The organism is Methanococcoides burtonii DSM 6242, from assembly GCF_000013725.1.
In the GTDB taxonomy this organism is placed as follows: Archaea; Halobacteriota; Methanosarcinia; order Methanosarcinales; family Methanosarcinaceae; genus Methanococcoides; species Methanococcoides burtonii.
Genome location: NC_007955.1, coordinates 174,675 through 197,991 on the forward strand (window position 1 = coordinate 174,675; position 23,317 = coordinate 197,991).

Consider the following 23,317-nt stretch of genomic DNA (forward strand, 5'->3'; position numbering starts at 1 on the left):
TGATGGTGATTTGATATGGTGTCTCTGATAGCTAATGATAAAAGACCGGAAAAGCCGTTATTCATCTGTGTTTTGGGAAATACGGAAACTGCATATATCGAGAAGTTATCTGCAGCAGGAATGACTGCTAAGCTTACGGATTACACCCCAACAGGCGATGCGGAGCTTGTAGAGACTGGTAGTATCATCAGTGCTCCTGTGATCCCGATGACACCTCCATATAATACACCCACCCCTGGACTTATTACACGTGCATCATTACAGCTTTCAGGTGTCCCTCATTTGTTTGTGAACTCTGGTCTGAAGATTCCTCCGAAAGTTCCTTTTGAGGATCTGGGTGCAAGGTATGGGGAAGATATCAGGAATGATGTGGCTGTGCATGATGTCGAAGGTATCATCAAGGCTGCACTTTCTGTTGGTGAGAGGGTTCGTGATGATCATGATATGTTTGTAATAGGGGAAAGTACTCCTGCTGGCACGACCACTGCCATGGGTGTTCTTGATGCTCTTGGTTATGATAGTAATGTGAGCAGTAGCTCTTCTGAGAATCCTGTGGAGCTTAAGAGGAGGGTCGTGAAAGAAGCAATGGATGCGTCAGGTATTATTTCCGGTGGTCTTAGGGGTGATCCAATACGCGCTATCGCCTGTCTTGGTGATCCGATGATGCCAGCTGTAGCTGGTCTTGTTTCAGGGCTTAAAGGTAAGCGTGTTATACTTGCAGGTGGGACTCAGATGGCCGCAGTGTATGCTTTCATGAAGCATATGGGTACTGATCTTAGTAATGTGTCCATTGTGACTACAAGTTATGTAGCTAATGATGAGACTGCAAATTTCAATGAAATCATCGAAGCACTTGAAGCTGATATGTTTGCAATTGATCCTCGTTTTGGTAATTCTTCCCACAAGGGATTGAGGCAGTATGAACTTGGCTATGTGAAGGAAGGTGTGGGTGCCGGAGGAGCACTTTATCTTGCAGGCCTTCTCGGAGTTTCTGTCGATACTATCCGCGAGGAGATCGAAAAGATCTGCCTTGAACTTGCTGATCTTATCAATGCATAATAATGTTTCATGGGCTGAATGATGTATGGCTGTTACATTCTTGTTCAATTCTTATTTTTTAAACCGATACCTATATCAGTGATAAGATATATCTTTGGGATGTAATCGCAAGGTTGCGGGGCTGTGGCCTAGCCTGGAATGGCGACGGGCTCCAGCGGATAAATGATGAACAACGGGTCTACTGAGATCTGCTCGACGGAGTGGGTCGGTGAAGAGCCGTTGGAGCACTGATGTGTGTTCTTAAGAATTGACTGTCGTAAGGCAGTTGTTCGGAGAGACCCGTCGATCGAGAGTTCGAATCTCTCCAGCCCCACATTTTACTTTTAGCTTCTTAGAGGATTTCTTCATTTTATAGATAAATTTAGCTTTGGGTATCTCTTCAGTTTGAGGTGCACTGGCAATATTTTCTGGAATTGCATTCAATTAAAGTAAATACACGATTCTCATATACATCAATGGATATTAACCTCTTTAAAATGTGATTTTGAATTATATATCGTCGGGTTATTTTTACAGATTATTTCTATTGTTACTCTTTGCCAGTGTCTCAATTGCACCAGTCTCAGCGGAGGCAATGGTGAGCATAGTTCATTTTGATAAATCGTTAGCCCTTGGTTCTGATGTAACTGTGGTGGCATGTTTTCAATGCGATTGGATAATCTGCATTGTCTTCTTTTTTTTCTACTGATCAACAATATTATTCTTTCAGTCCTGTCAGATAAAAAGGTTTAAATGCCATAGTGTATGTACTAATCGATGTTTCATTGTCGGGATACTATCCCGTGGGAATGTGGCTGAAAACTTCAGCTGAACCGTGAAACTAACATGAAACAAGGTGAATAAATTGTCAAAATCATTTTATGGATATATAAGAGATGCATGGAAGAACCCTGATGAGACTTACGTCCGTGACCTTAGATGGGAAAGGCTTCAGGTATGGAGAAAGGAAGGCTCTGTTACAAGAGTAGAACGCCCAACACGTATCGACCGTGCACGATCACTTGGTTACAAGGCCAAGCAGGGTATCGTTGTTGCTCGTGTAAAAGTACGAAGGGGTAGCATGAGAAAGTCCCGTTACATTCGTGGAAGGCGTACTCAGCACACCGGTAAGAATAAGATCACTGTCGGTAAGAGCATTCAGAGGATCTCTGAAGAGCGTGCTGCAAGGAAGTACCCTAACATGGAAGTCCTTAACTCTTACTGGGTAGGCGAAGATGGTAAGCAGAAATGGTACGAGGTAATTCTCGTTGACCCAAGCCACCCTGTCATTAAATCTGATAAGAATCTCAACTGGATCTGTGGCAAGGCTCACAGTGGTAGGGTATTCCGTGGTAAGACCAGTGCAGGTCGCAAGGGCCGAGGCATGCAGACGCGCGGAACCGGTACTGAGAAGACCAGGCCAAGCGTAAGATCAAATCTTAACAGAAGCAAAAAGTGATCCACTATATCTCTGTGCGTGTAAGCGCACATGCTACTGAGGATGAGTCCAGAGTAAGATCTGCTCTGGATCTCTTTTTATTGAATTCTTTTGACAAAGGCAAGTGTACTGATACTGACAAGTACGTTGAGTCCCTGGTTGTCGAAGGATACCATGGTAATCCTATTACCATGTTCAGTTCAGCTATCAAGCGCAAGCCTGATACAAAGGCCTTTGCTGCATTCGTCAGGCCGAAAATGACGCCTGAGGATGTAGAGCTGCTTCGTGAAGAAATGCCTGATCGTCTTGATGATGACCAGATGTTCCATCTAAGGTTCGACAAACAGGCAGCATTCAATGGGCGGATAAAATTATCTTCATCATCGGATGCGATAATCGTGAAAGTTAAGATCGAAACGTATCCAAAGGATCGGCTGGAAGCCGGCAGGATCGTGGAGGAATTATTTGGCTGAACGCTCTTTCTATGATCTAAGTATCCACTATGTGCCGGATGGTAAAAATACGGCAGAAGAACTAATCTCAATGGCAAAACATCTTGGTTTTGCCGGGATCGGTCTGAGCAATCATTCTACTGCAGAAGGGCCGCTAAAATCGGATGGGACCGAAGGTTTTGATATTTTCCGCACGGTCGAGCTTGTGGCTTCGAATCCCTCTAAACTTCATGGTCTTGTTGGTAAATATCGCAATAAAGTGGATGTTCTGGCTGTACATGGTGGCGATGAGGGCATTAATCGTGCGGCAGTGGAGAACTCTAACGTTGATATCCTTATACATCCGTTCACTCCAAAGGGCAGTGGCTTAAATCATGTGCTTGCAAAGTCTGCAAGTGAAAATAATGTCGCGATTGCATTTGATATTGATTCGCTGATCATGTCCCGCGGCGGAAGACGTGTGCACAGTCTATCTCATTTCAGGGATTATCTGGCACTTTCAAGGAAGTATGATGTTCCAATGTTGCTTACTAGTAATGCTTTATCCATCTTTGGTCTGCGTGCACCTCGTGAGATCATTGCACTTGCAGCTCTTTTTGGAATGGAGAAGGATGAGGCCATCATGGCATTATCGGAAACACCTTTGAAGATCGTTCAAAAGAAACGACATGATAAGAACTATGTTTGCGAAGGGGTGGAAATATTTGAACCGTCTCCTTCTGTTCTGGGGGATGAATGAAGCTGAAAGTCCTTCCTCCGACCTTACGCCATGATCGCAGATATTTTGCATTTGAACTCATAGGTGGCAACATTGTTGACCGAAGTGATCTCCTTCGTGAGATCTTCTTATGTGCTAGCTCGCTTGTTGGCGATAACGGTTTGAGTGAATGTGGGGTAAGGCTACTTGACTTTGAGGATTCAAAAGGTATTGTACGTTGTCTTCGGGATCGTATGGATATGACCCGTGCTGTTCTTGCTTCGGTTACATCGGTGAATGGCAAACCAGTGATAATTCACGTCCTGGGTATATCCGGGACAGTGCACGGAGCAACAACAAAGTATTTAGAAGGGTGTACTGTATATAGTCCTGAAGAAAAGACATAAACAGATATATATTATAATTTGGAATTACCTTAAGTGAACTAGGTGAATGTACAGAAACTCTATTCATACGTTTTTTAGCATCACAAAATAATTAGTAGGAGATAAGAGAGCATGCAAATGGCACCACAAATGGGTTATGATAGAGCAATTACCGTTTTTAGTCCCGATGGAAGGCTTTTTCAGGTCGAGTATGCAAGGGAAGCCGTTAAAAGAGGCACTACCGCTGCTGGAATTAAAGCAAAGGATGGTGTTGTCCTCATTGTTGACAAGAGGATCACAAGTAGGTTGATAGAAGCGGAATCTATCGAAAAGATATTCCAGATCGATGAGCATATTGGAGTCGCAACATCAGGTCTTGTTGCTGATGCACGTGCTCTCGTGGACAGGGCCAGAGTGGAAGCTCAGATCAACATGGCTACATACGATGAGCCTATCGGTGTTAAGGTCCTGTCAAAGAAGATCTGTGACCACAAGCAGACATACACACAATATGGTGGTGTCCGTCCTTATGGTACTGCACTTTTGATAGCAGGCGTCGATGACAACCTCCCAAGGCTGTTCGAAAGTGACCCTAGCGGTGCACTCCTTGAGTATAAGGCAACAGCTATTGGCGCAGGCAGAAACGTTTTCATGGAAACTTTCGAGGAAATGCATCGCGATGACATGACCATGGAAGAAGCAGTAATGCTTGGTATGGAAGCGCTTTACAGGGCATCTGATGTAAAGATCGATCCTGCAACGCTTGAAGTGGGTATGGTCACTCTTGAGGACCGCCAGTTCAGGAAATGTCCTGTCGATGAGGTCGAGTCATACGTCGAAACCATTCTTGCCAAACATAAGGAAGAGGATGTTGATGAAACTGTTGAAGAAGCAGATGATGAGGAAAAACAGCAGGACGAGTAATGTGTTTTTGAGCATTATTAGGTAATATAGGAGGGTGTATAGTATGGTATCTCTTGATGAATCATTGGTTGCAAGGCTAAAGAAAGGCAGCAAACATTATGAAGTGCTTGTGGATCCTGATGGGGCTCTGGAATTCAAGAAAGGAGGCAATGTTAAAATTGAGGATATTCTTGCAGTGGAGTCCATCTTCGAGGATTCGGGCAGGGGAGACCATGCGGCAGAATCCGATCTTACCAATGCATTCCAGACCGATGATGTTTTTGAAATTGCAGCGTATATTATCAAACACGGCGAAATTCAGCTTACTAAGGAACAGAGGAAACATATTCTTGAGGAAAAGACCAGACAGGTCATTTCCACCATTGCACGAAATGCGATAAATCCTCAAACGAGGGCACCTCACCCTCCTGGAAGGATCGAGAAGGCAATGGAAGAGGCAAAGGTCCATATCGATCCTCTGAAGGGTGTGGATGAACAGGTCAATATTGTCATGAAGGCGATAAGGCCGATCATTCCTATTCGTTTTGAAGAAGTTGAGATCGCTGTCAAAATCCCTTCTGAATATGCAGGAAAATCCTATGGGGATATTGCAAAGTTCGGAACCATGCTCAGGGATAACTGGGAGAATGATGGTTCATGGGTTGCTGTGGTCAAGATCCCTGCAGGGATGCAGAATGATTTTTATGGGCTTGTGAACCATCTGACAAAAGGTGATGCGGAAACAAAACTTTTGTAAGAGGTAAATTGATGGATCGTAAAATCGTAATCCCCGGGCAATTACTTTCTGAGAAGAAAGAAATGGCCGGGCCAGGTACTTATGTTAAAAATGGAAATATCTATTCTTTACTTTATGGAATTGCAAATTTCAAGGGAAGGGTTTCAGTAGTACCTTTTTCAGGAAAATATATTCCCTCACGTAAGGATTTCATTATTGTGAATGTCATTGATGTCACTCCTTCCAACTGGATAATGGAAACCGGTTCTCCGTATGATGGTCTTCTTCATGTATCCGAATTTCCTAAACGTGTCGATTCTTCTGAAATGAGGAAGTTCATGGATGTCGGGGATTGTGTCATTGTTCGTGTGAAGGATGTTAGCAAGGCTATGAAAGTAGAGCTTTCAATGCGTGAGCAGGGCTCAAGAGCATTAAGTAAAGGTCGTATCATTGAAGTTGTGCCTTCAAAGGTACCACGTGTCATCGGACATGGTGGGTCAATGGTATCAATTCTTAAGAAAGAGTCGAATTGTGATGTGTTCGTAGGAAAGAACGGCCGTATCTGGATAAATGGTAAGGATAAAGATATGGACCGTCTTACGACAGCGATCGAAATGATAGAAAGTGAATCTCATATGTCCGGTTTAACGGATAAGGTCGGCATGTTTTTGAGGGGTGAACCGGAAGGGACCGAGGGTTCCGATGAAGAACAGCTAGTAGATGAAGAAGTTGCTGGTGTGTCCCTTGAAGATGATGACGTTACCGAAGAGACCAGCCGTAAGGTCGATGTCTTGCTGGACAATGATACCGATGAGACTAATTAAGACCTTTTGTGTTTGCAGATGGGAGAATGAGATGAAATTGGAGATTAAATATGAGTGATAAACCGGTAAAATTTATTGACGAGAATGGACTTCGTCTTGACGGCAGGCGTGTGGATGAGATCCGCCCGATGACCGTGGAAATGGGCGTACTCTCAAGAGCAGATGGCTCTTGTTATCTTGAATGGGGCAATAATAAGGTCCTTGCAGCTGTATATGGTCCAAGGGAACTTCACCCACGCAGGCTTCAGCGTCCAAGTGAAGCACTTGTAAGGTATAGGTATAATATGGCAGCTTTCTCTGTGGAGGACCGTATCCGTCCTGGTCCAAGCAGGAGAAGTACTGAGATATCAAAGGTAAGCGGAGAGGCATTCGAAACCGTTGTTATGAAACAGTTCTATCCTGGTGCTGTAATTGATGTATTTGCAGAGGTCCTTCAGGCAGATGCAGGCACAAGGACAGCGGCTATCAATGCTGCTACACTTGCACTTGTTGATGCAGGCATTCCTATGAAAGGATTAGTTGCTGCATGTGCTGTTGGAAAGGTGGATGGTCAGCTTGTAATCGATCTTAATAAACCTGAAGACAATTATGGTGATGCTGACCTGCCTATTGCAATGACCGAGGATGGCGAGATAACTTTACTTCAGATGGATGGTAATCTTACTGCAGATGAGATCGCGAAGGGTGTCGAGATGGTCCGAAAGGGCTGTGAGCAGATATTTGCCATTCAGAAGGAAGCTCTTTTATCAAAGTTTGGTACTACTGACGAAATGGAGATTCTCGAGGAAGCTGAGCTTCAAGCAGAGGTCGAAAAATCCGGAATTGTAGAAGATGTCGAAGCAGTTTCTGACGCTGAGGATGAAGAGCTCGAAGGCGAAGAAAATGAAGAACTTGAACTTCCGGATGAAGAAGAAGCTTTCACGGATGACGGGGAAGAGGATGCTTCTGATGAAGCTGAGGACCTGTTCGGTGAAGATGTATCTGAGTTCGAGATAACTGAAAACGCTGAGTCCGAGGATAACAGCTCTTCAGAAACAGAGGGCAATGAGTCCGATGAGGATGAGGGTGAGAAAAATGAGTGAAGCTATATCAAGACTTAAAAAAGATTATTTGTTTAATCTGGCTCTCAAGGGTCAGCGTGAGGATGGCCGTGGGTTCGATGAAACACGTGATCTGATAATTGAGACCAATGTTATCGATAAAGCAGAAGGGTCTGCAAAGGTCTTGCTGGGTGATACTCAGGTATTGGTTGGTGTTAAACTTCAGGTGGGTTCTCCTTTCGCGGATTCCGCTGACAAGGGCGTCATTATCACGAGTATGGAGCTTAATCCTATCGCCTCACCAAACTTCGAAGCTGGTCCACCTCGAGAGAAAGCTATTGAAATGGCACGTGTGGTAGACCGTGGTATCCGTGAATCAGGCGCAATTGATTTAAACAAGCTGTGTATTACGGAAGGAGAAGAGGTCTGGATAGTCTTCATAGATGTTCATGTGCTTAACGACAGTGGTAATTTACTGGATGCTGCTTCACTCGGTGCTATTGCAGCACTTATGACAGCAACTATTCCGGGAGAACGCGAAGGTCGCGGAGAGGATGTAAAACTGCCTATCCGAGAAATGCCCGTCTCTCTCTCCTTTATTGATATTGGAGGGGAACTTGTCATTGATGCAACCAATAATGAGGAATCAGTTAGTGATCTGAGACTCACTATAGTGACCAATCAGGATGGTTCGATCTGTGCTATGCAGAAAAGTGGTCCAGGTACGCTCTCAGAAGAAAACTTCCTGAGATCCGTTGAAAAATCACGTGAGGTCGGAGCGAAAATCAGAGAGGAATACCTCCTCAACATCTGAATCGTATCTGATTCAATGAAGGCTCATAACGATTATATTCGATCATTATAAGCTCGATCATAAATAGGAATCTGCTTCAAGGAGATATTTATAATGGCAAAGAAATATACTAAGAAAGGACGTGTATCTAGGTCCGCAGGAAGATTTGGTACACGCTATGGTAGAAGAGACCGAAAGTTGGTTGCTGATCTTGAAGAGAAGATGCATGCAGCACACAAATGTGCAAGCTGTGCACGCCTAACTGTAAAGAGAGTTGGGACTGGCATCTGGAAATGTAAAAAATGTGGATATACTTTTGCAGGTGGTACTTACATCCCAGCTACAACAGTCGGTAAGACTGTGTTGAGGACTGTTAAGAAAGCCACTGAACAGGTTGAGTAATCAATATGGACTATAAGTGCACCCGATGCAAGCGGCCAGTCGAAATCGACTATGGATATACCGGTATTCGCTGTCCGTACTGCGGACACCGCATACTTGTAAAAGAAAGGCCGCAATCATCGATCAAAAAGGTTAAGGTCGAGTAAGAAGTCATGCTGATTACTTCTTCCCGTAAACCTTCAGCCAATACTCGCACTATGTGCAAGTATTTGGCATCTTTTTTTAATTGTAAATACATGACCCGTGGTAAAATGGGTCTGATAGACATTGTCTCTCTGTGTGAAAATGGTCTGTTGATGGTCGTAGGTGATTATCACGGAAGTCCCGGGAGCATTATGTTCTATGATAGCCATGGCGTTGAATTGTTATCGATCCACCTGAGCGTTTTTTATCCGGACGGCTACAAATATACCCCTCTTAAAGCGCTGGAGCCTTCAATAAATGGCGATGGTGAGTTATTCAATCTGCTTTCCTATTATTTGGATATTCCTGAAGGGGAATGTTATTATGATTCGAAATGTCTGATTGCCAGCGATGATCATCTTGAATTCGTTTATCTTGATAATATGCTTTTCAGGCTGAATATCAAAAATTATCGCAAAATGGTGATGTCGGAATGAAAATAGCTTCGGAATCTGTTTTTATAACGGAGGACGCAGAAGCTATATACCGTTGCATCCTGCCGGAACTTGGAACTATGGTCTCTGGGCGTTCTATTGTGGATATAAAGGTCAATAATCATTCCCTTGTGATGAATATCACTGCTGATGACATCATATCTATGCGTTCCACTCTCAACACCTGGCTTCGTATGGTACAGATCGCACATGACGTATGTGCTGTTGGTAAGAATGCCAGATACGGTGTATGAGATACCCTGCTTTTCATTTTGATATATTCTGGATAGAAACATTAAAATCATTTCAGGTTTATTGACTGGTCAGGTGAAACCAATATGAGTTCAGAAATACCCCCACAAGTGCAGAACCAGCTCGCACAGTTGCAGCAGGTTCAACAGCAGGCACAAGCTCTTGCTATGCAGAAGAATCAGATGGAGTCAATGAAGAAAGAGTCTGAAATGGCACTTGAAGAGCTTGAAAAGCTTTCTGATGATGCTATTGTTTACAGGGCTGTAGGTGACCTTCAGATCCAGTCGAACAAGGATGATACCGTTGCAAAGCTGAAAGAGAGGCTTGAGACACTTTCACTTCGGCTTCAGTCTATCACACGCCAGGAAGAGCGCATCTCAAAGCGTTTTACCCAGCTTCAGGAACAACTTAAGCAGGCAATGGGTACTCAGGGACAGTGATCCTTGTAATCCCTCCTTTATCCTTTTCAGACAATTCTTTCTGAGTGGATGAGAGGTAGAAATGCAGGTTGACGAAGCTGGATTCTACAACCGTCTCCTTGATTATCACAATATCCTATACCTTTGCCATCGAAATGCCGATCCGGATGCTATAAGCAGTGCGTTTGCATTGTCTGAGGCTGTCGGAGGTAAAGTAGGGCTTGTGGATGGGTGCAACAGAGTTGCGACATTACTTGTTGATAAGCTGGAGATAGCTGTAATAAATAATCCTGATCCGAAAGATTATGATCTGGTAGTGGTCGTAGACACATCTACCAGCGCACAGCTCAATGATATTAAACTTACCAACTATTGCGTAGTAGATCATCATGCAACTACTGCGCTTACAGAGAACGCATCCTTTTATCTTCACCGTAATGCCACATCAGTAGCGGAGATCGTTTATGATGTTCTGATATGCATGGGTGCACCTATAATGCATCGCATGGCTCTCGGACTCATGACCGGGATCGTGACAGATACAGGACATTTCAAGCATGCTACAAGCAGAACGTTCAAAACATTTTCTGAGATAATCGATTCAAGTGGTGTCGAGTATGCAGAAGTTCTTGATCTTATGGCATCAACTCCTCAGGATGTTTCTATGAGGATCGCAATGCTTAAAACAGCATCAAGGGCAGATGTTGAACGTGTCGGTGATTGGCTGGTAGTCACTTCGAACGTAAGTTCTTTTGGTGGCTCTGCTTCTTCAATGCTTATCAATATCGGTGGAGACGTTGCCTTTGTAGGTACTGCACGCTCCGATAACATAAGGGTAAGTGGTCGTGCCAAACGTGATGCCGTAAATGCAGGCGTAAATCTTGGCAAGATCATGGAAGAGATCAGCAGTCACTATGAGGGGACCGGTGGTGGTCATGCAGGCGCAGCAGGAATTGATGTTGTGGCTGATATGGATACCATTCTCTTTGAATGCGTTGAGTTGGTAAAAGAAATTTTAAGAACTAAGAAAAACCCGTTGAGCTTATGATTGATTGTAACAAACCACCATCATTATTGGTCAACAATAGCGTGATACATATGATAGAATATTGGAATCCACAGATCGAGAGAATGCCTGTTGAAGAGCTGAAGAATATACAGGGGGGGAAGTTATGCAACCTCATAATATATGTTTATGAGCATTCTCCCTTTTATAGAAAGCAATTTGATGATGCAGGGATAAGGCCAGAGGACATTAAGGGTCTCGATGATGTCACAAAGCTTCCTTTCACGTACAAAAAAGACCTGAGGGATACGTATCCCACAGGTATGTTCTGTGTTCCCAATAATAAACTTGTACGTTTTCATGTATCATCCGGTACTACTGGTAAACCAACAGTTGTTGGCTATACTGATAACGACATAAAATCATGGACTACTTCCCTTGCTCGTGCTCTGACTTCAATTGGTATCGGTCGCAATGATATCATGCAAATCGGTTATGGCTATGGGCTTTTTACAGGTGGTCTTGGTATGCACTATGGTGCTGAAGAGACGGGTTGTACTGTACTGCCGACAAGCTCAGGTAATACTGACAGGCAGATCGAACTGATGCAGGATCTTGGAACATCTGTTATCGGTTGCACTCCTTCATATTTTCTTTTCATGATCGAGGCTGCAAAGGAAGCAGGAATAAGCTTCCAGGAAGATACGAACCTGCGAATAGGTGTTTTTGGTGCTGAACCCTGGTCTGAGGAGATGCGCAAGAGGATAGAGGAGTCGTCAGGCATCAAAGCTTATGATATCTTTGGCACCTCCGAACTTAGCGGCCCTCTCTTCACGGAGTGCCGTGAACAGAATGGCATTCACGTCTGGGCAGACCAGTTCCTTGTAGAGGTCATAGACCCTGAAACTGGTGAACCTGTTGCTGACGGAGAGCGCGGTGAACTTGTGATAACCACACTTGTAAAGGAAGCATTGCCACTTATCAGGTACAGGATAGGGGACATAACTGTACTGAACTGGGATGAATGTGAATGTGGAAGGACACATCCACGTATCATGCGTGTTCTTGGTCGTGCAGATGATATGCTTATTGTTCGTGGTATCAATGTGTTCCCTAGTCAGGTAGAGTCTGTACTTATGAAGATCCCTGAGGTTGGTGAACACTTCATGATCATCGTGGACAGGGTAAATGAACTTGATATCATGAAAGTACAGATCGAGATGACCGATCTTGCATTCAGCGACAAGGTCAATGACATCATAAATCTGGAGAAAAAGGTGGCAGCTGCTCTAAAAGGTGTGCTGAACATTGCTGTCAAGGTGGAACTTGTGGAGCATGGTTCATTGCCACGTTCGATGGGTAAGGCAAAGAAAGTGATCGACAACAGAAAGTTATAATCTTTAGAAGACATCATTTAAATTAGTAAATGGGGCTGATCTCATGGAAGAGAAAATGATCAAACAGATTTCATTATTTGCAGAGAACAAGCCGGGGAGGCTTGCAAGTGTTGCTGACAAATTCAAAAATGCCGGAATTAATATCCGTGCATTCACAATTGCTGAAGCGGGGGATTTCGGTATAATCAGGATGGTAGTAGATAACCCTGGCCTAGCTCACAAGGTGTTGCATGATGCTGGATTCACAGTTTCGGAGACCAATGTCCTTGGTGTGGAGATGGAAGATGTGCCTGGTCAGCTCGGAATGATCGCAGATGTTCTCGGTGAAAAGAATATCAACATCGATTATGCTTATGCTTTTGTTACCAGGACTGAGAAAGCTTTCCTTATTGTTCGTGTCAATGATATCAGGGGTGCGGTCAGGATCCTTGGTGCTTCGAAGGTGAAACTTCTTGACATGAGTGATGTTCAGAATATCTGATACTGGAAAATGCACATTTTAGTGCATATTCTGTCTTTTTTTTTAATTTTACTTTATGTAGACCACTAACGTTTTATATCATTCTTCCAAATTTTGTTCATGGATGAGAATACCATCAAAAGTAAGGAAGCATCGTTGAAAGATAAACTTCATGGAGCACACACAACCGTTATCGGTGAACGTCAGGGTAAAAAGATCCTTGGTACCATCAGTCAGCACGAAAAGGTCAAGGGCATCGTTCCTTCTGTTATCACTGTTAGGGGAAAGAGTTCTCCTGGTGGTAATCTCGCTGCAAAGGTACTTCCACATCCCGATGAGCATGGCAATCTCCGTCTTCTTTTGACCCATGGGACATCAGCTCAGGAAATTAGGATCGTTACAACGGTCGCTACCCGTGAAGATGGGGCACTTCTGATGGAAGAGCTTAATGCTATGCTTTTCGACATCTGAGATCAAGGTGTGATCGATGTTTATCGGAGTCGACCATGGGACCAATGCAATGCGTTTTGCCGGAATCGGTGATGGGGATATACGGACATTTGAAATGCCACGTAGAGAAGTATCCAGCATGTCCGAAGCTCAGATAATCGATTCGATCACTTCTCATTTTGATGTAGGGATCTCTGATATTGAACTTGCAGCTGTCACCTATTCCATGGGTGATGGTATTGTAAGTATCGAGGATATGGACAATGTGGATTCCAGGGGTGTTTTGAGCATAGAGGGCGTTGGCAAGAAAACAGGGGCTGGAACTCTTGTTTTTGATGCGATAAAGAATTCGCCTATCTCTGCTGTCCTTATTCCAGGAATTCATGCAAAAAGCAATACTGATCCCCGTTTGAATGTTTTTTCCCATTCCACAAGTCCTGAGAAGATAGGTATAGCCTACAATGCCAAATGCAAAGGCATAGATGATTTTGTAGTTTCAGACATAAGTTCTAACACAGTTACCGTGGCCGTTTGTGGTGGTAAGCTCATTGGTGCTATTGATGCTTGTATCTTTGCACCGGGGACCCGACATGGTCCGCTCGATCTGGAGGCTATCAGGGATGTCGATGCGGGTAAATGTAGTGCCAATGAAGCTTTCATAAATGCTGGTGTGCTGAAACACACTTCTTATTCAGATAACGATGAACTTCTTGAGGCGGCTGTCAATGGTAAAAGTGATGCTATCTTTGCTCTTGACCAGATCGCTTTGTTCGCATCAATGGAAATTGCAGCAATGCAGGTCCTGATGAATGATCATGGTTCGCTCGGAAATGTATTTCTTGCCGGCTCGATCGGTGAAGTCGATCATGTTGCTGAAAGAATAGGCAAGCATCTTGACCTGAAACCCGAATTGCTTGGTAAATGGAGTGCTGCTATAGGCTGTGCTGAGATAGCACGTGATATTGCAGGTGGTGCAAGGACAATTCTTGGACTTGATGTAAATTTAAATATATAAACTAGTGACATATTCTGAATCTCTGTGGCTGTCCCTGTTCTAATCTTTCACTTGTATATGTCTGGTCTGCGATCATCGAAGACAGGTATTTCTTTTCTTGTTTTTTTCATGATGGATGTATCAATTTCCTCGATGATCACACATTCTCCATCTTTCGCATCTGCTATTACGTTTCCAAGGGGGTCAATTATCATACTACCTCCAAAGAAGGTGGAAGTAGGGTCTGAACCGGATCGGTTGCATGCAATGTGGAATACCTGATTTTCAATAGCACGTGCAGTGGCAAGTGTTCTCCATTGATGTTCTCTTGGGTTCGGAAATTCGGCAATGGTCATAAGTATGTCCGCTCCTGAAAGGCAAAGCTTCCTTGCAATTTCTGGAAACCTCATCTCATAGCATATTTGCAACCCAACTGTCAGATCTCGTTCTTTAAGGTGTATTGGTTCAATGACGTCTCCTGATGTGAAATATTCTTTTTCTTTTCCGAATGGATGTGTCTTTGTGTAGGTCCCGACAAGTTCTCCATCTTCCAGGCAAAAGCCCAGATTAGTATATGTTTCTCTGTTCTTGGAACTGTGTTTTTCGATTATGGATCCTACTATTATACACTTGTTCTTTTTTGAGAAGACCTCTAGTTCTTTAATTGTGGGGTATGATCCTGATTCGGCTATATTTTCTAGTTCTTCATAACAGAAGCCTGTGGAGAACACTTCCGGGAGAACGATAATATCAGCACCTTTTGAAATGGCTTCTTCTGAAAAATGAAGGGCTTTTTTGATATTCTTTTGTTTATTGCAATGACAAATATCCATCTGGATAGCTGCAATTTTTATTGTTTCCACTTTATAGCCTCTTTTCATAATATGCGATGTTGTTATAATGTTAGTAACGCTGGTGTTATTATCGGTCCGTTGTTGTGCTTATTCATGTATTTATCTAACGTTACATTAATATGTAACTACTTTCTTCTACAGCGCAAGATATGCTTAAATAATCTTAATGAGGCTATTATTGTGAGCGAAGAACTTTTTGATCTGCAAGTTGGTTATGTTACTTTCAGAAACCCCATTGCGCTTGCGCCAATGGCTGGTATCACTGACAGTGTATTTGCCAGCAAAAATGCAAAGAATGCCGGTCTTGCAGTGATCGGTGGCTATAATCTTGATGAAGAAACGAATGCAGCTGCGGCAAAGCTTGTTGAAAGAGGCCGGCAGGAGTTCTTATCGGATGCTCCTCTTGAGTTCTTTGAAACGGAGGTAAATGCTGTCGATACCGGTGGGGCTGTAGGTTTCAATGTAAGGGCTGTAAGCCTTGAACCTCTTCTTAAAGCTGCCACTATAGTGAAAGATGCAGGTGGCATACTTGAGCTTGATGCACATTGCAGACAGGAGGAAATGGTTTCCATTGGTGTTGGTGAAGCATTGATGAAGGACCTTCCACGTCTTAACGAATGGATAAAGAAGATCAAAGAGACTGGTGTGGTTCTTTCTGTGAAAGTGAGGGCGAACGTTGTCGATGATATTGCCCTTGCAAGAAGCATTGAGAATGCAGGAGCCGACATTCTTCATGTCGATGCCATGAAAGAAGGAGCTGGTGCTGACCTTCGAGCTATTTTACGTATTCGTGATTCTACAAGGCTTTTACTTATTGGGAACAATTCCATTATGGACATTATGGACGCAAGGGACATGTTCTCAAAGGGTGCTGATATGATATCGGTGTCCCGGGTTGTGCTTGAGGATGATGGGTTTATTGACTCTCTTGTCGAAGATGTCTGTGCAGTACAGGAACAGATGGGCTGGTATAATTCTCCAAAGCATGTGTGTCGTGGCGAAGGTGACCTGAGAGGACTTGCATTTTGTTGTTTACCTGTTAAACCATGTGCAGTGCATAATAAGGCGGCTCAGCTTGGATATAGTCCAAAAGAATTTGCTGATATCAAAATGGAATTTGTAAAAGGAACTCCACTTGAATTTGGAGATAGTACATGTTTTGGCAGCCTTGCATGGTGTTGTAAGATCTCAAAACCCTGTTATCTGAGAGATGGTGTTCTCGATGTCCTTGATCTTTCTGCTTCAGATTATATGCGTTTGAAAAAGGACCTTGCAACTTATATACTAGATAATGCTAAAAAACCTGTTAATGAACAGTGATCAGAGTATGCATTCTATGGATGGTTGTAACAACCAGTCTGTATACTCACATATTGCATGTTGTGCACAACTGGCAATGATACTTGAGGTTTCCTCATCTCCAAAGCCGGGTAACATTGACAGGCATCATGACTATGAGGATACCAGATATGAACATTTTCTGGCATCTGCGGTAAGTGTCCATCCTGTTATTGAAGCTGCAGCAAGGAATGATTCTCGAGTTGGTACTTTACTAAAAAGTGCGGTCTGTCATAGCAATAGCTGGCAGAGTGGTGGAAACACTCATTTTGGTGCATTCCTTCTCCTTATTCCTCTTTCAATGGCTGCCGGTGAGCTTCTTGGCAGTGGAAATAAGTTTGATATGGATGAGCTCGTTGCCCGTGCACATGAAATAGTCAGTTCAACGGATACGGATGATGCTATTGATTTCTATAAAGCATTTCGTTCAGCAGGGGTGCGTGTGAACGATGTGGATGAGTTCGATCTTCAGGACGATTCATCATTTGTATCATTGAGGGAGAATGGATTGACCCTCTATGACCTAATGGTTATCTCACAAGGTTATGATCAGATCGCAAATGAGTGGGTAAGCGGTTTTGGTGATTGTGTGAAGTGTGCTCAAATGCTTGATCGGTTCATGGATGTATCCCGTGATGGGGCACTCATACCTGACATCAATCATGCAGTTGTTTTTTCATTCCTGAAGCTGCTTTCTGAAAGGCCTGATACGTTCATCAGGACAAAGACGGACGAAAAGACTGCTGAGGAAGTCTCGCATCAGGCAAAATGTATTGTAGAAAGGTTGGAAGGCTCAGGCTACCACATGTCTCCTTTCTGGGATGATGTGGGAATATTTGATGAACTGCTTTTGGAAAAAGGCTTAAATCCCGGCTCGACAGCAGATATCGTCATAGCAGGTTTGTTCATCTCTTTACTTGGAGGCTTGAGATTCTAATGACGGAATTTGATCTGGATGATTTTGGTATTACTGAGGGTATATCGGAAGTTATTGTGACTACATATCAGGGTTGGTCACCCAATGCTGCTCCAATAGGTATCATAAGAAAAGGGGATGATGTGTTCGTAAGACTTTTCAAAGGTTCGCAGACCTATAAAAATGTAAAAGCAGAACGCATGCTTGTTGCAAATCTTGTTTATGACCCTCTGATCTTTGTGCGTAGTACTTTTGGGAATATCACTGAATCGGAGTTTAAAGTTCTTTCCTATGGAGGTCGTGCGTTTGCAACTGTCAGGGATTCATCTTGTTGGGTCGTATTCGAATGCGATGAGTTCAAGGAGACTTCCGGGGCAATAGTTGCAAAGCTCATTCCAAGACATGCGCATGTTGGTCGCTGTATCTTCAATTCAATTAACAGGGGATTCAATCTCGTGGTAGAGTCTTGTGTGCATGCTACTCGATATGAATTGACGAACAATGAGAAATATATGAGACTCATAGAAGCATATTCTATCACTGTTAACAAATGTGGAAGTGGGCGGGATAAAGAAGCGATGGAACTTCTTCTTAAAAGATATGGGGAACAGGGCTGAGCCATGTCAGAACACCTTATGGAATATTTCATGGATGCTGCTGTAAAAGAAGCTCAAAAAGGTATGCGTAACAATGAAGGTGGCCCTTTTGGAGCTGTTATTGTAAAGGACGATACAATCATCTCAAAAGGACACAATGAAGTTCTTGGGACAAATGATCCGTCTGCTCATGCCGAGATCGTGGCTATCCGTAAGGCATCAGCGGCTCTGGAGGATTTCGATCTGTCGGGTTGTGAGCTCTATGCGACCACAATGCCTTGTCCTATGTGTCTTTCAGCTATAATGTGGGCGCGTATTGGGAAGATCTACTACGGCACCAGCACAGAAGATGTTGCATCTCTTGGTTTTGATGATGGTGACATCTATGCAATGTTGAGGGAAGGTGTTGACACTTCAGTACTTAGTGAAGTGAAAATTGAGTGTGAAAATTGTTACGAACTCTTTGACGAATGGTCAAAAAAACCAGATAAGAGAATGTATTGATCATTCTCTAACATTTCAGTTTGAACCTAGCAGTTCTTTTGCTTCTTCCTCTCTTCCAAGTTTATATAACAGGTTTGCCTTGTTCTCAAGTGCTGCGGTAAACCCCCTTTCTACTTCGAGTGCATTACTGTATGCATTCAAAGCATTCTCGTTTTCTCCCAGTTCTTCAAGAGTGGTCCCCATGCAGTACCATGCATCGGAAAATGCTGGTTTGATCTCGAGGGCACTATTGTAAGCGTCAATTGCTTCTTTGTGCTTTCCCAGCTTTTCAAGGGTGTTGGCCTTACAATACCAAATACCGGATGCATTTTTTTTGATCGTAGGGTCAGGGTTCATGTTCAGGAATGAGTAACGTGGAAAATTGAAGTGCATTATGTCTGCAAACTCGATCGCTTTTTCATAGCATTCAAGTGCTTCTTCAAAACGTTCGAGTTGATAGAGTGTGTTTGCTTTGCAAGACCATGCATCAGGGTATTCCGGTTCAAGTGAAATGGCCAGATCGAGCATCCTGAGTGCTTCGTCATATCTGCCGATGTTGAAAAGTATGAAGCCCTTACTGAAGATGGGTTTCATATCATCTGGCTTTTTTTGTATCGTATTTTCGATTATGGTAAGAGCTTCTTCCTTTTTGTCGAGTTTAAATAGGATGAAACATTTGTTGAATCTAATTTCAAGTTCACGGTTCAGAGCATTCTTGGCTTCATCTTCCATTCCGTTTTGGATCATTTCTTGTTGCAGTTCTTCCCATATGGATGCTGCTTCATCATATTTTTCTAAAGCTTCTTCAAATCGTCCAATCTCATGGAGTACATATCCTTTTCCATAGGTGCTTTCAGCATTTTTGACAATTTGTTTTAGTTTTCTTTTATATGATGCTTGCTGGAACATGTCCTTGATACCGCTCATACATTGAATTATCCGGTTGCCAGTGATATACTTTTTGCAATGGTTGTATTAGTGAAGCTGTTTGTTTCGTTGTCTTCTTTCAATTTATCTCTTTAAAGGCAATTCCTTTCGAGAATATCAGTAATTTATAAAGTAAATATCGTTATTTCAGATGTTCACTCATTAATGTATAAATATGCCTTTTATCTTATACTAAATGAACAACGTTACTAAATATTATTATCTAATATCACTTATGGAGTTGATCGCATCAGTACCAAAAAAGCAAATATGGAAGGTGCAAAAGTATCTATTGTTGATGCAGCATCCAGAGAAAAGGTTTTCAAATCTGTTATAAATTCCAGCCCTGCGGTCGTTTTTATATGGAGGGAGGAAGCGGGCTGGCCAGTGGAGTTCGTTTCTGAGAATATTTCTCAATTTGGGTATGATGCAAAAGATCTTATTTCGGGAAAGTTTCGTTATGCTGATATTATCCATCCGGATGACGTTGATGGGGTAATATCTGAATCATCTCTTCATGTGTGTGATAAAGATCGCAATTTCAACCTTCGATATCGTATTCTCACAAAGACCGGTGAGGTTCGATGGGTTGATGAAAGGACCTCCTCCCATTATGATGATTCTGGTTCTATTCAGTTCTACCATGGTATTGTTCTGGATATTACTGAACAAAGGATGGATGATATCGCACTGCTTGATGGTGCTCTTGGTATGAACAAAGCACTTCAGACCGTTATCAATTCAAGTCCGGTGGTCGTTTTTCTTTGGAGGGCAGAGACGGATTGGCCCGTGGAGTTCGTATCGAATAACATTGATATGTTCGGTTATTCGGTTGGAGATTTCATATCGGGGAAGTTGGTCTATGGGGATATTGTTCATCCTGATGATATTGATCGTGTTCGTGCAGGTGTTTCCAAGTGTACTGAGGGGGGTTATTCTGATTTTTTCCAGGAGTACCGTATTCTTACAAAGGCTGGTGAAGTCCGTTGGGTCGATGAAAGAACTCAGATACAGCATGATCCACAAGGCAATGTGAAATATCTTCAGGGTATTATTCTTGATATCACTGGAAAGAAGAAGGTAGAGAATGTACTTCATAGTGAAGAAAGACGCATTGAAGCACTGTTACGCTTGTATCAGATGACGGATGCTTCAATTCAGGATATTATTGATTTTGCCAGGGAGGAAGTTGTAAGACTAACTGAAAGCAAAATGGGATATCTGGCATTCATAAGCGATGATGAAAGTGCCATCACGGACGACTCATGGTCTGAGAACGTTACGAATGAATGTTCTCTACTCGAAAAGAAACTTCAGTCGCATGTAGTTGATGTCGGGCTTTGGAGTGAAGCTCTTAAGCAGAGGTTGCCGATCATAGTCAATGACTATTCTTATGAGAGCACTTCCAAAAAGGGTTATCCTGAAGGGCATATGGAAATCGATAGGTTCTTGAGTGTTCCTATATTTGACAGGGAAAAGATCGTTGCTCTTGTAGGGGTTGCTAATAAGGCCTTAGATTATGATCATTCGGATGTGCGTCAGGTCACACTTCTGATGCAGGGTATGTGGAGCATTCTTCTTCATAGAAGTGTTGATGAGGAGTTACGACGTTCTATTGACATCCAGAAGATCCTTGGGGATGTTATTAAGAACAGTCCTGCCGTTGTTTTCCTTTGGCGCGCCGAGCCGGATTGGCCGGTTGAGTTCGTTTCAGAAAATGTGATCCAGTTTGGTTATTCTGTTGATGATTTCATCTCAGGAAGATTTGTGTATGCTGATATTGTACACCCCTATGATCTTGAGAGGGTACAAAGGGAACTTTCTAAGAGGATAGATGCGGGTTTTATGGATTTTAATCAGGAATATCGTGTATTGACCAAGTTCGGTGATATACGATGGGTTGACGAAAGAACTTTTATCAAGCATGATGAGATCGGGAATGTTGCATATATGCAGGGTCTTATTGTGGATGTTACTGACCGTAAACATTCTGATGATTTTATGCATATGCAATTTGATCTTGATAGTGTTCTAAGTTCTGCGCATAGTCTTGAAGAAACGTTCGAACAGATGCTCGAATTCAGTTTAAAGGTCGAGCCGGTGGATTCTGGTAGGCTGTATCTTATTGATGAATCCACGGGGGATCTGATGCTTATGGCGCATAAAGGTCTTTCAGAACGTTTTGTGAAGGATACTTCATTGTTTGTGAAGAATTCAGTGCAGAATCGTCTTGTGATGACCGGTCAACCGGTTTACAAACATCATTCGGAGCTCAGTGCTATTACTACTGGTGAGAGTTCCCAGTACGAGGGTTTGCATGCTACCGGTATAATCCCTGTGAAACATGATGGGAAGATCATTGCAGCGCTTTGCTTGTCTTCACATGCTGAATATGAGATCCCTGCAAATGCACGCAATTCACTTGAGACGATAGCTACTCAGATCGGAGTGGTAATATCAAAGATCCAATCGGATTCAAATGATTCCAGGAAATACGAGGATCTTCAATCACTTGTTGAGATGGTGGATGATATTTTGGTGGTGATGGATATGGAGGGATATATCCTCTATGTAAATAAGGTGGTTGCAGACCGTTTCGAGCTTTCGGATGTGGATATTTCTGATATGCATTACCTTGAACTTCATCCTGATCGGGAATGGGATAATGTGGAATCTATGCTTTCCAGTGTCCGGGTTGGTAATAAATTAGTATATGAAACTATCATGCTGGATGTGGGTGGTTCTCTGGACAGGGTCGAAACAAAGCTTGTTTGTGGTGAATGGTCGGGACAGCCTTGTATTATGGCTTCATCAAGACTTATGGACTGATTGGTTTATGGACTGATGGATCGGATTATATTTTTCTGTCCGATTCTTTTATTTTAGGATTCGATAAATAGTCTTTATATATGATTATGTAGATAATTGCTTTAAATATTAGATACGATAATGCATCGATTTTTTGGAGAGTATAAATGAATACAAAATATGTAGCCATTTTTTTGGCGCTTTTAATGGTCATGTCAATAATAACTGTTTTCATTCCTGGGAGTTCGAATGGGGATGCTGAGGATAATTCGGGTGTGGAATTAGCTGGTTTTGAATCTATTCCCGGTGAACATGTGGATCATGAACTGAATTCCCTTGCTGATGGTCTGGCAGTTACACCGGAAGGTGTGGCATTTGCAGAATACGTTGACGTTGATAGCATAAGGGATACACCGCTTTTCCTTATGATGGATGATGTGTCACAGTTGGACTCAATCTATGGTGTTCCGGTCACTAAGTCATACTCTGCGAGATACACTAACCTGCACCGTTTCAATATGCATGTGATAAACCCTGAGGTCATTGCTTTCCCTTATGAGCTTTCAGAGGAAGCGTATAATGGATACTATTTCGCTTCACGCGGGGGCGACCTGTATAACGTTATAGGCAATCCTATGCTCTTTGGTCAGCAGGATCGGTTGGAAGATGCTCTGGATGTCATGGAAGGCGATGCTAATGCATCATCTGATTTCAGCAGGGTGATGGAGTTCGTGGAGCCGGGTGCATCGATACAGCAAGTTATGGTTGTGGATGACGGTTTTGCAGATCAGTATTACCTTGATCTGATGTTCCTTGATGATTCTCGTTTGTCACGTACTACTGTCTATCTTAATCCGACAGATGGTACTCGCAACAATATAACTGCTTATGCAGCTGAAGGTACTGATAAGGGTCTGGACTATGATATAGAGTCTCAGGAAGATATTTTGAAGGTGACCGTTACATCTAATATCACCGATTTCTATACACTCATTGGTGAACCTGCTTGGTGATTTTGTTCTCACCTTATTTTTTTTATTTTGCCTTGTGCATGTTTTGGGGAACTGGCAGACACTTTGGCGCAAGCTATA

At 42.9% G+C, this 23,317-nt stretch carries 28 protein-coding genes and 1 tRNA gene; 27 read left to right on the forward strand and 2 right to left on the reverse strand.

Features of this window, described 5'->3' with window-relative positions:
• The first annotated feature begins 15 nt into the window (after positions 1 to 15).
• The 21 genes from cobT (at position 16) to MBUR_RS01070 (ending at position 14,325) form a co-directional block, all read left to right on the forward strand.
• Positions 16 to 1,059, forward strand: a complete 1,044-nt coding sequence (cobT, locus tag MBUR_RS00980) for a nicotinate mononucleotide-dependent phosphoribosyltransferase CobT (protein WP_011498363.1) — start codon at positions 16 to 18, stop codon at positions 1,057 to 1,059.
• A gap of 117 nt (positions 1,060 to 1,176) precedes the next feature.
• Positions 1,177 to 1,372 (forward strand) — tRNA-Trp (locus MBUR_RS13670).
• 531 nt (positions 1,373 to 1,903) lie between these two features.
• Positions 1,904 to 2,497: a 50S ribosomal protein L15e gene (locus tag MBUR_RS00985; RefSeq protein WP_011498364.1), complete on the forward strand. Its 594-nt coding sequence runs from the start codon at positions 1,904 to 1,906 to the stop codon at positions 2,495 to 2,497.
• Between the two features lie 14 nt (positions 2,498 to 2,511).
• Positions 2,512 to 2,949, forward strand: coding sequence for an RNA-binding protein (locus MBUR_RS00990; RefSeq protein ID WP_232221922.1), 438 nt, complete (start codon positions 2,512 to 2,514; stop codon positions 2,947 to 2,949).
• On the forward strand, positions 2,942 to 3,667 hold the full coding sequence (gene rnp3, locus MBUR_RS00995) for a ribonuclease P protein component 3 (RefSeq protein ID WP_011498366.1): 726 nt from the start codon (positions 2,942 to 2,944) through the stop codon (positions 3,665 to 3,667). The genes MBUR_RS00990 and rnp3 overlap by 8 nt, the downstream gene beginning before the upstream one ends.
• On the forward strand, positions 3,664 to 4,032 hold the full coding sequence (locus MBUR_RS01000) for an Rpp14/Pop5 family protein (protein WP_011498367.1): 369 nt from the start codon (positions 3,664 to 3,666) through the stop codon (positions 4,030 to 4,032). The genes rnp3 and MBUR_RS01000 overlap by 4 nt, the downstream gene beginning before the upstream one ends.
• 111 nt (positions 4,033 to 4,143) lie before the next feature.
• On the forward strand, positions 4,144 to 4,935 hold the full coding sequence (psmA, locus tag MBUR_RS01005; RefSeq protein WP_011498368.1) for an archaeal proteasome endopeptidase complex subunit alpha: 792 nt from the start codon (positions 4,144 to 4,146) through the stop codon (positions 4,933 to 4,935).
• 43 nt (positions 4,936 to 4,978) lie between these two features.
• The gene (locus MBUR_RS01010; protein WP_011498369.1) at positions 4,979 to 5,671 is read left to right on the forward strand and encodes a ribosome assembly factor SBDS; all 693 of its coding nucleotides are present in this window, start codon (positions 4,979 to 4,981) and stop codon (positions 5,669 to 5,671) included.
• 11 nt (positions 5,672 to 5,682) lie between these two features.
• Positions 5,683 to 6,474, forward strand: a complete 792-nt coding sequence (gene rrp4 / locus MBUR_RS01015; protein ID WP_011498370.1) for an exosome complex RNA-binding protein Rrp4 — start codon at positions 5,683 to 5,685, stop codon at positions 6,472 to 6,474.
• Between the two features lie 50 nt (positions 6,475 to 6,524).
• Positions 6,525 to 7,556, forward strand: a complete 1,032-nt coding sequence (gene rrp41, locus MBUR_RS01020; protein WP_011498371.1) for an exosome complex exonuclease Rrp41 — start codon at positions 6,525 to 6,527, stop codon at positions 7,554 to 7,556.
• Positions 7,540 to 8,328 carry an exosome complex protein Rrp42 gene (gene rrp42 / locus MBUR_RS01025; protein WP_048063121.1) on the forward strand — a complete coding sequence of 263 codons (789 nt, stop codon included), beginning with the start codon at positions 7,540 to 7,542 and terminating at the stop codon, positions 8,326 to 8,328. The genes rrp41 and rrp42 overlap by 17 nt, the downstream gene beginning before the upstream one ends.
• 93 nt (positions 8,329 to 8,421) lie before the next feature.
• Positions 8,422 to 8,709 carry a 50S ribosomal protein L37ae gene (locus MBUR_RS01030; RefSeq protein ID WP_011498373.1) on the forward strand — a complete coding sequence of 96 codons (288 nt, stop codon included), beginning with the start codon at positions 8,422 to 8,424 and terminating at the stop codon, positions 8,707 to 8,709.
• Between the two features lie 5 nt (positions 8,710 to 8,714).
• Positions 8,715 to 8,855 (forward strand): DNA-directed RNA polymerase subunit P, encoded by a 141-nt coding sequence (locus tag MBUR_RS13255; protein WP_011498374.1) that lies wholly within the window; start codon positions 8,715 to 8,717, stop codon positions 8,853 to 8,855.
• Positions 8,856 to 8,861: 6 nt separating this feature from the next.
• Positions 8,862 to 9,329 carry an rRNA maturation protein gene (locus tag MBUR_RS01035; protein WP_011498375.1) on the forward strand — a complete coding sequence of 156 codons (468 nt, stop codon included), beginning with the start codon at positions 8,862 to 8,864 and terminating at the stop codon, positions 9,327 to 9,329.
• The gene (locus MBUR_RS01040) at positions 9,326 to 9,580 is read left to right on the forward strand and encodes a KEOPS complex subunit Pcc1 (protein WP_011498376.1); all 255 of its coding nucleotides are present in this window, start codon (positions 9,326 to 9,328) and stop codon (positions 9,578 to 9,580) included. Before MBUR_RS01035 ends, MBUR_RS01040 begins: the two co-directional genes overlap by 4 nt.
• Positions 9,581 to 9,664: 84 nt before the next feature.
• Positions 9,665 to 10,018: a prefoldin subunit beta gene (locus MBUR_RS01045; RefSeq protein ID WP_011498377.1), complete on the forward strand. Its 354-nt coding sequence runs from the start codon at positions 9,665 to 9,667 to the stop codon at positions 10,016 to 10,018.
• A 61-nt stretch (positions 10,019 to 10,079) separates the two neighbouring features.
• Positions 10,080 to 11,045: a DHH family phosphoesterase gene (locus MBUR_RS01050; RefSeq protein ID WP_011498378.1), complete on the forward strand. Its 966-nt coding sequence runs from the start codon at positions 10,080 to 10,082 to the stop codon at positions 11,043 to 11,045.
• A 50-nt stretch (positions 11,046 to 11,095) separates the two neighbouring features.
• A complete protein-coding gene (locus tag MBUR_RS01055; protein WP_011498379.1) occupies positions 11,096 to 12,400 on the forward strand; it encodes a phenylacetate--CoA ligase family protein in 1,305 nt (434 codons plus the stop codon).
• A gap of 43 nt (positions 12,401 to 12,443) precedes the next feature.
• Positions 12,444 to 12,881, forward strand: coding sequence for an ACT domain-containing protein (locus tag MBUR_RS01060; protein ID WP_011498380.1), 438 nt, complete (start codon positions 12,444 to 12,446; stop codon positions 12,879 to 12,881).
• A 99-nt stretch (positions 12,882 to 12,980) separates the two neighbouring features.
• A complete protein-coding gene (locus MBUR_RS01065; RefSeq protein WP_011498381.1) occupies positions 12,981 to 13,331 on the forward strand; it encodes a DUF2103 domain-containing protein in 351 nt (116 codons plus the stop codon).
• A gap of 16 nt (positions 13,332 to 13,347) precedes the next feature.
• Positions 13,348 to 14,325 carry a methanogenesis marker 12 protein gene (locus tag MBUR_RS01070; RefSeq protein WP_011498382.1) on the forward strand — a complete coding sequence of 326 codons (978 nt, stop codon included), beginning with the start codon at positions 13,348 to 13,350 and terminating at the stop codon, positions 14,323 to 14,325.
• 47 nt (positions 14,326 to 14,372) lie between these two features.
• Here the strand turns inward: MBUR_RS01070 and MBUR_RS01075 are convergent, their stop codons facing one another.
• On the reverse strand, positions 14,373 to 15,185 hold the full coding sequence (locus tag MBUR_RS01075) for a carbon-nitrogen family hydrolase (RefSeq protein ID WP_011498383.1): 813 nt from the start codon (positions 15,183 to 15,185) through the stop codon (positions 14,373 to 14,375).
• A 153-nt stretch (positions 15,186 to 15,338) separates the two neighbouring features.
• On the opposite strand from MBUR_RS01075, the gene MBUR_RS01080 reads away from it, so the two are divergent.
• From MBUR_RS01080 to MBUR_RS01095, 4 genes are read left to right on the forward strand one after another with little or no spacing between them, the layout of a single operon-like run.
• Positions 15,339 to 16,478: a methanogenesis marker 9 domain-containing protein gene (locus tag MBUR_RS01080; RefSeq protein WP_048063123.1), complete on the forward strand. Its 1,140-nt coding sequence runs from the start codon at positions 15,339 to 15,341 to the stop codon at positions 16,476 to 16,478.
• Positions 16,468 to 17,433 (forward strand): triphosphoribosyl-dephospho-CoA synthase, encoded by a 966-nt coding sequence (locus MBUR_RS01085; RefSeq protein ID WP_048063456.1) that lies wholly within the window; start codon positions 16,468 to 16,470, stop codon positions 17,431 to 17,433. Before MBUR_RS01080 ends, MBUR_RS01085 begins: the two co-directional genes overlap by 11 nt.
• Complete coding sequence (locus MBUR_RS01090) at positions 17,433 to 18,029, forward strand: DUF447 domain-containing protein (RefSeq protein ID WP_011498386.1); 597 nt, start codon at positions 17,433 to 17,435, stop codon at positions 18,027 to 18,029. The genes MBUR_RS01085 and MBUR_RS01090 overlap by 1 nt, the downstream gene beginning before the upstream one ends.
• Positions 18,030 to 18,032: 3 nt before the next feature.
• Complete coding sequence (locus MBUR_RS01095) at positions 18,033 to 18,512, forward strand: nucleoside deaminase (protein WP_011498387.1); 480 nt, start codon at positions 18,033 to 18,035, stop codon at positions 18,510 to 18,512.
• 15 nt (positions 18,513 to 18,527) lie between these two features.
• Here the strand turns inward: MBUR_RS01095 and MBUR_RS01100 are convergent, their stop codons facing one another.
• Entirely contained in the window at positions 18,528 to 19,418 is an 891-nt protein-coding gene (locus tag MBUR_RS01100) for a tetratricopeptide repeat protein (protein WP_011498388.1), read from the reverse strand.
• Positions 19,419 to 19,688: 270 nt separating this feature from the next.
• Here MBUR_RS01100 and MBUR_RS01105 point away from each other — a divergent pair, with 270 nt between their 5' ends.
• The gene (locus tag MBUR_RS01105; protein WP_011498389.1) at positions 19,689 to 22,247 is read left to right on the forward strand and encodes a PAS domain-containing protein; all 2,559 of its coding nucleotides are present in this window, start codon (positions 19,689 to 19,691) and stop codon (positions 22,245 to 22,247) included.
• Positions 22,248 to 22,393: 146 nt separating this feature from the next.
• A complete protein-coding gene (locus tag MBUR_RS01110) occupies positions 22,394 to 23,239 on the forward strand; it encodes a hypothetical protein (protein ID WP_011498390.1) in 846 nt (281 codons plus the stop codon).
• Positions 23,240 to 23,317: the final 78 nt, after the last annotated feature.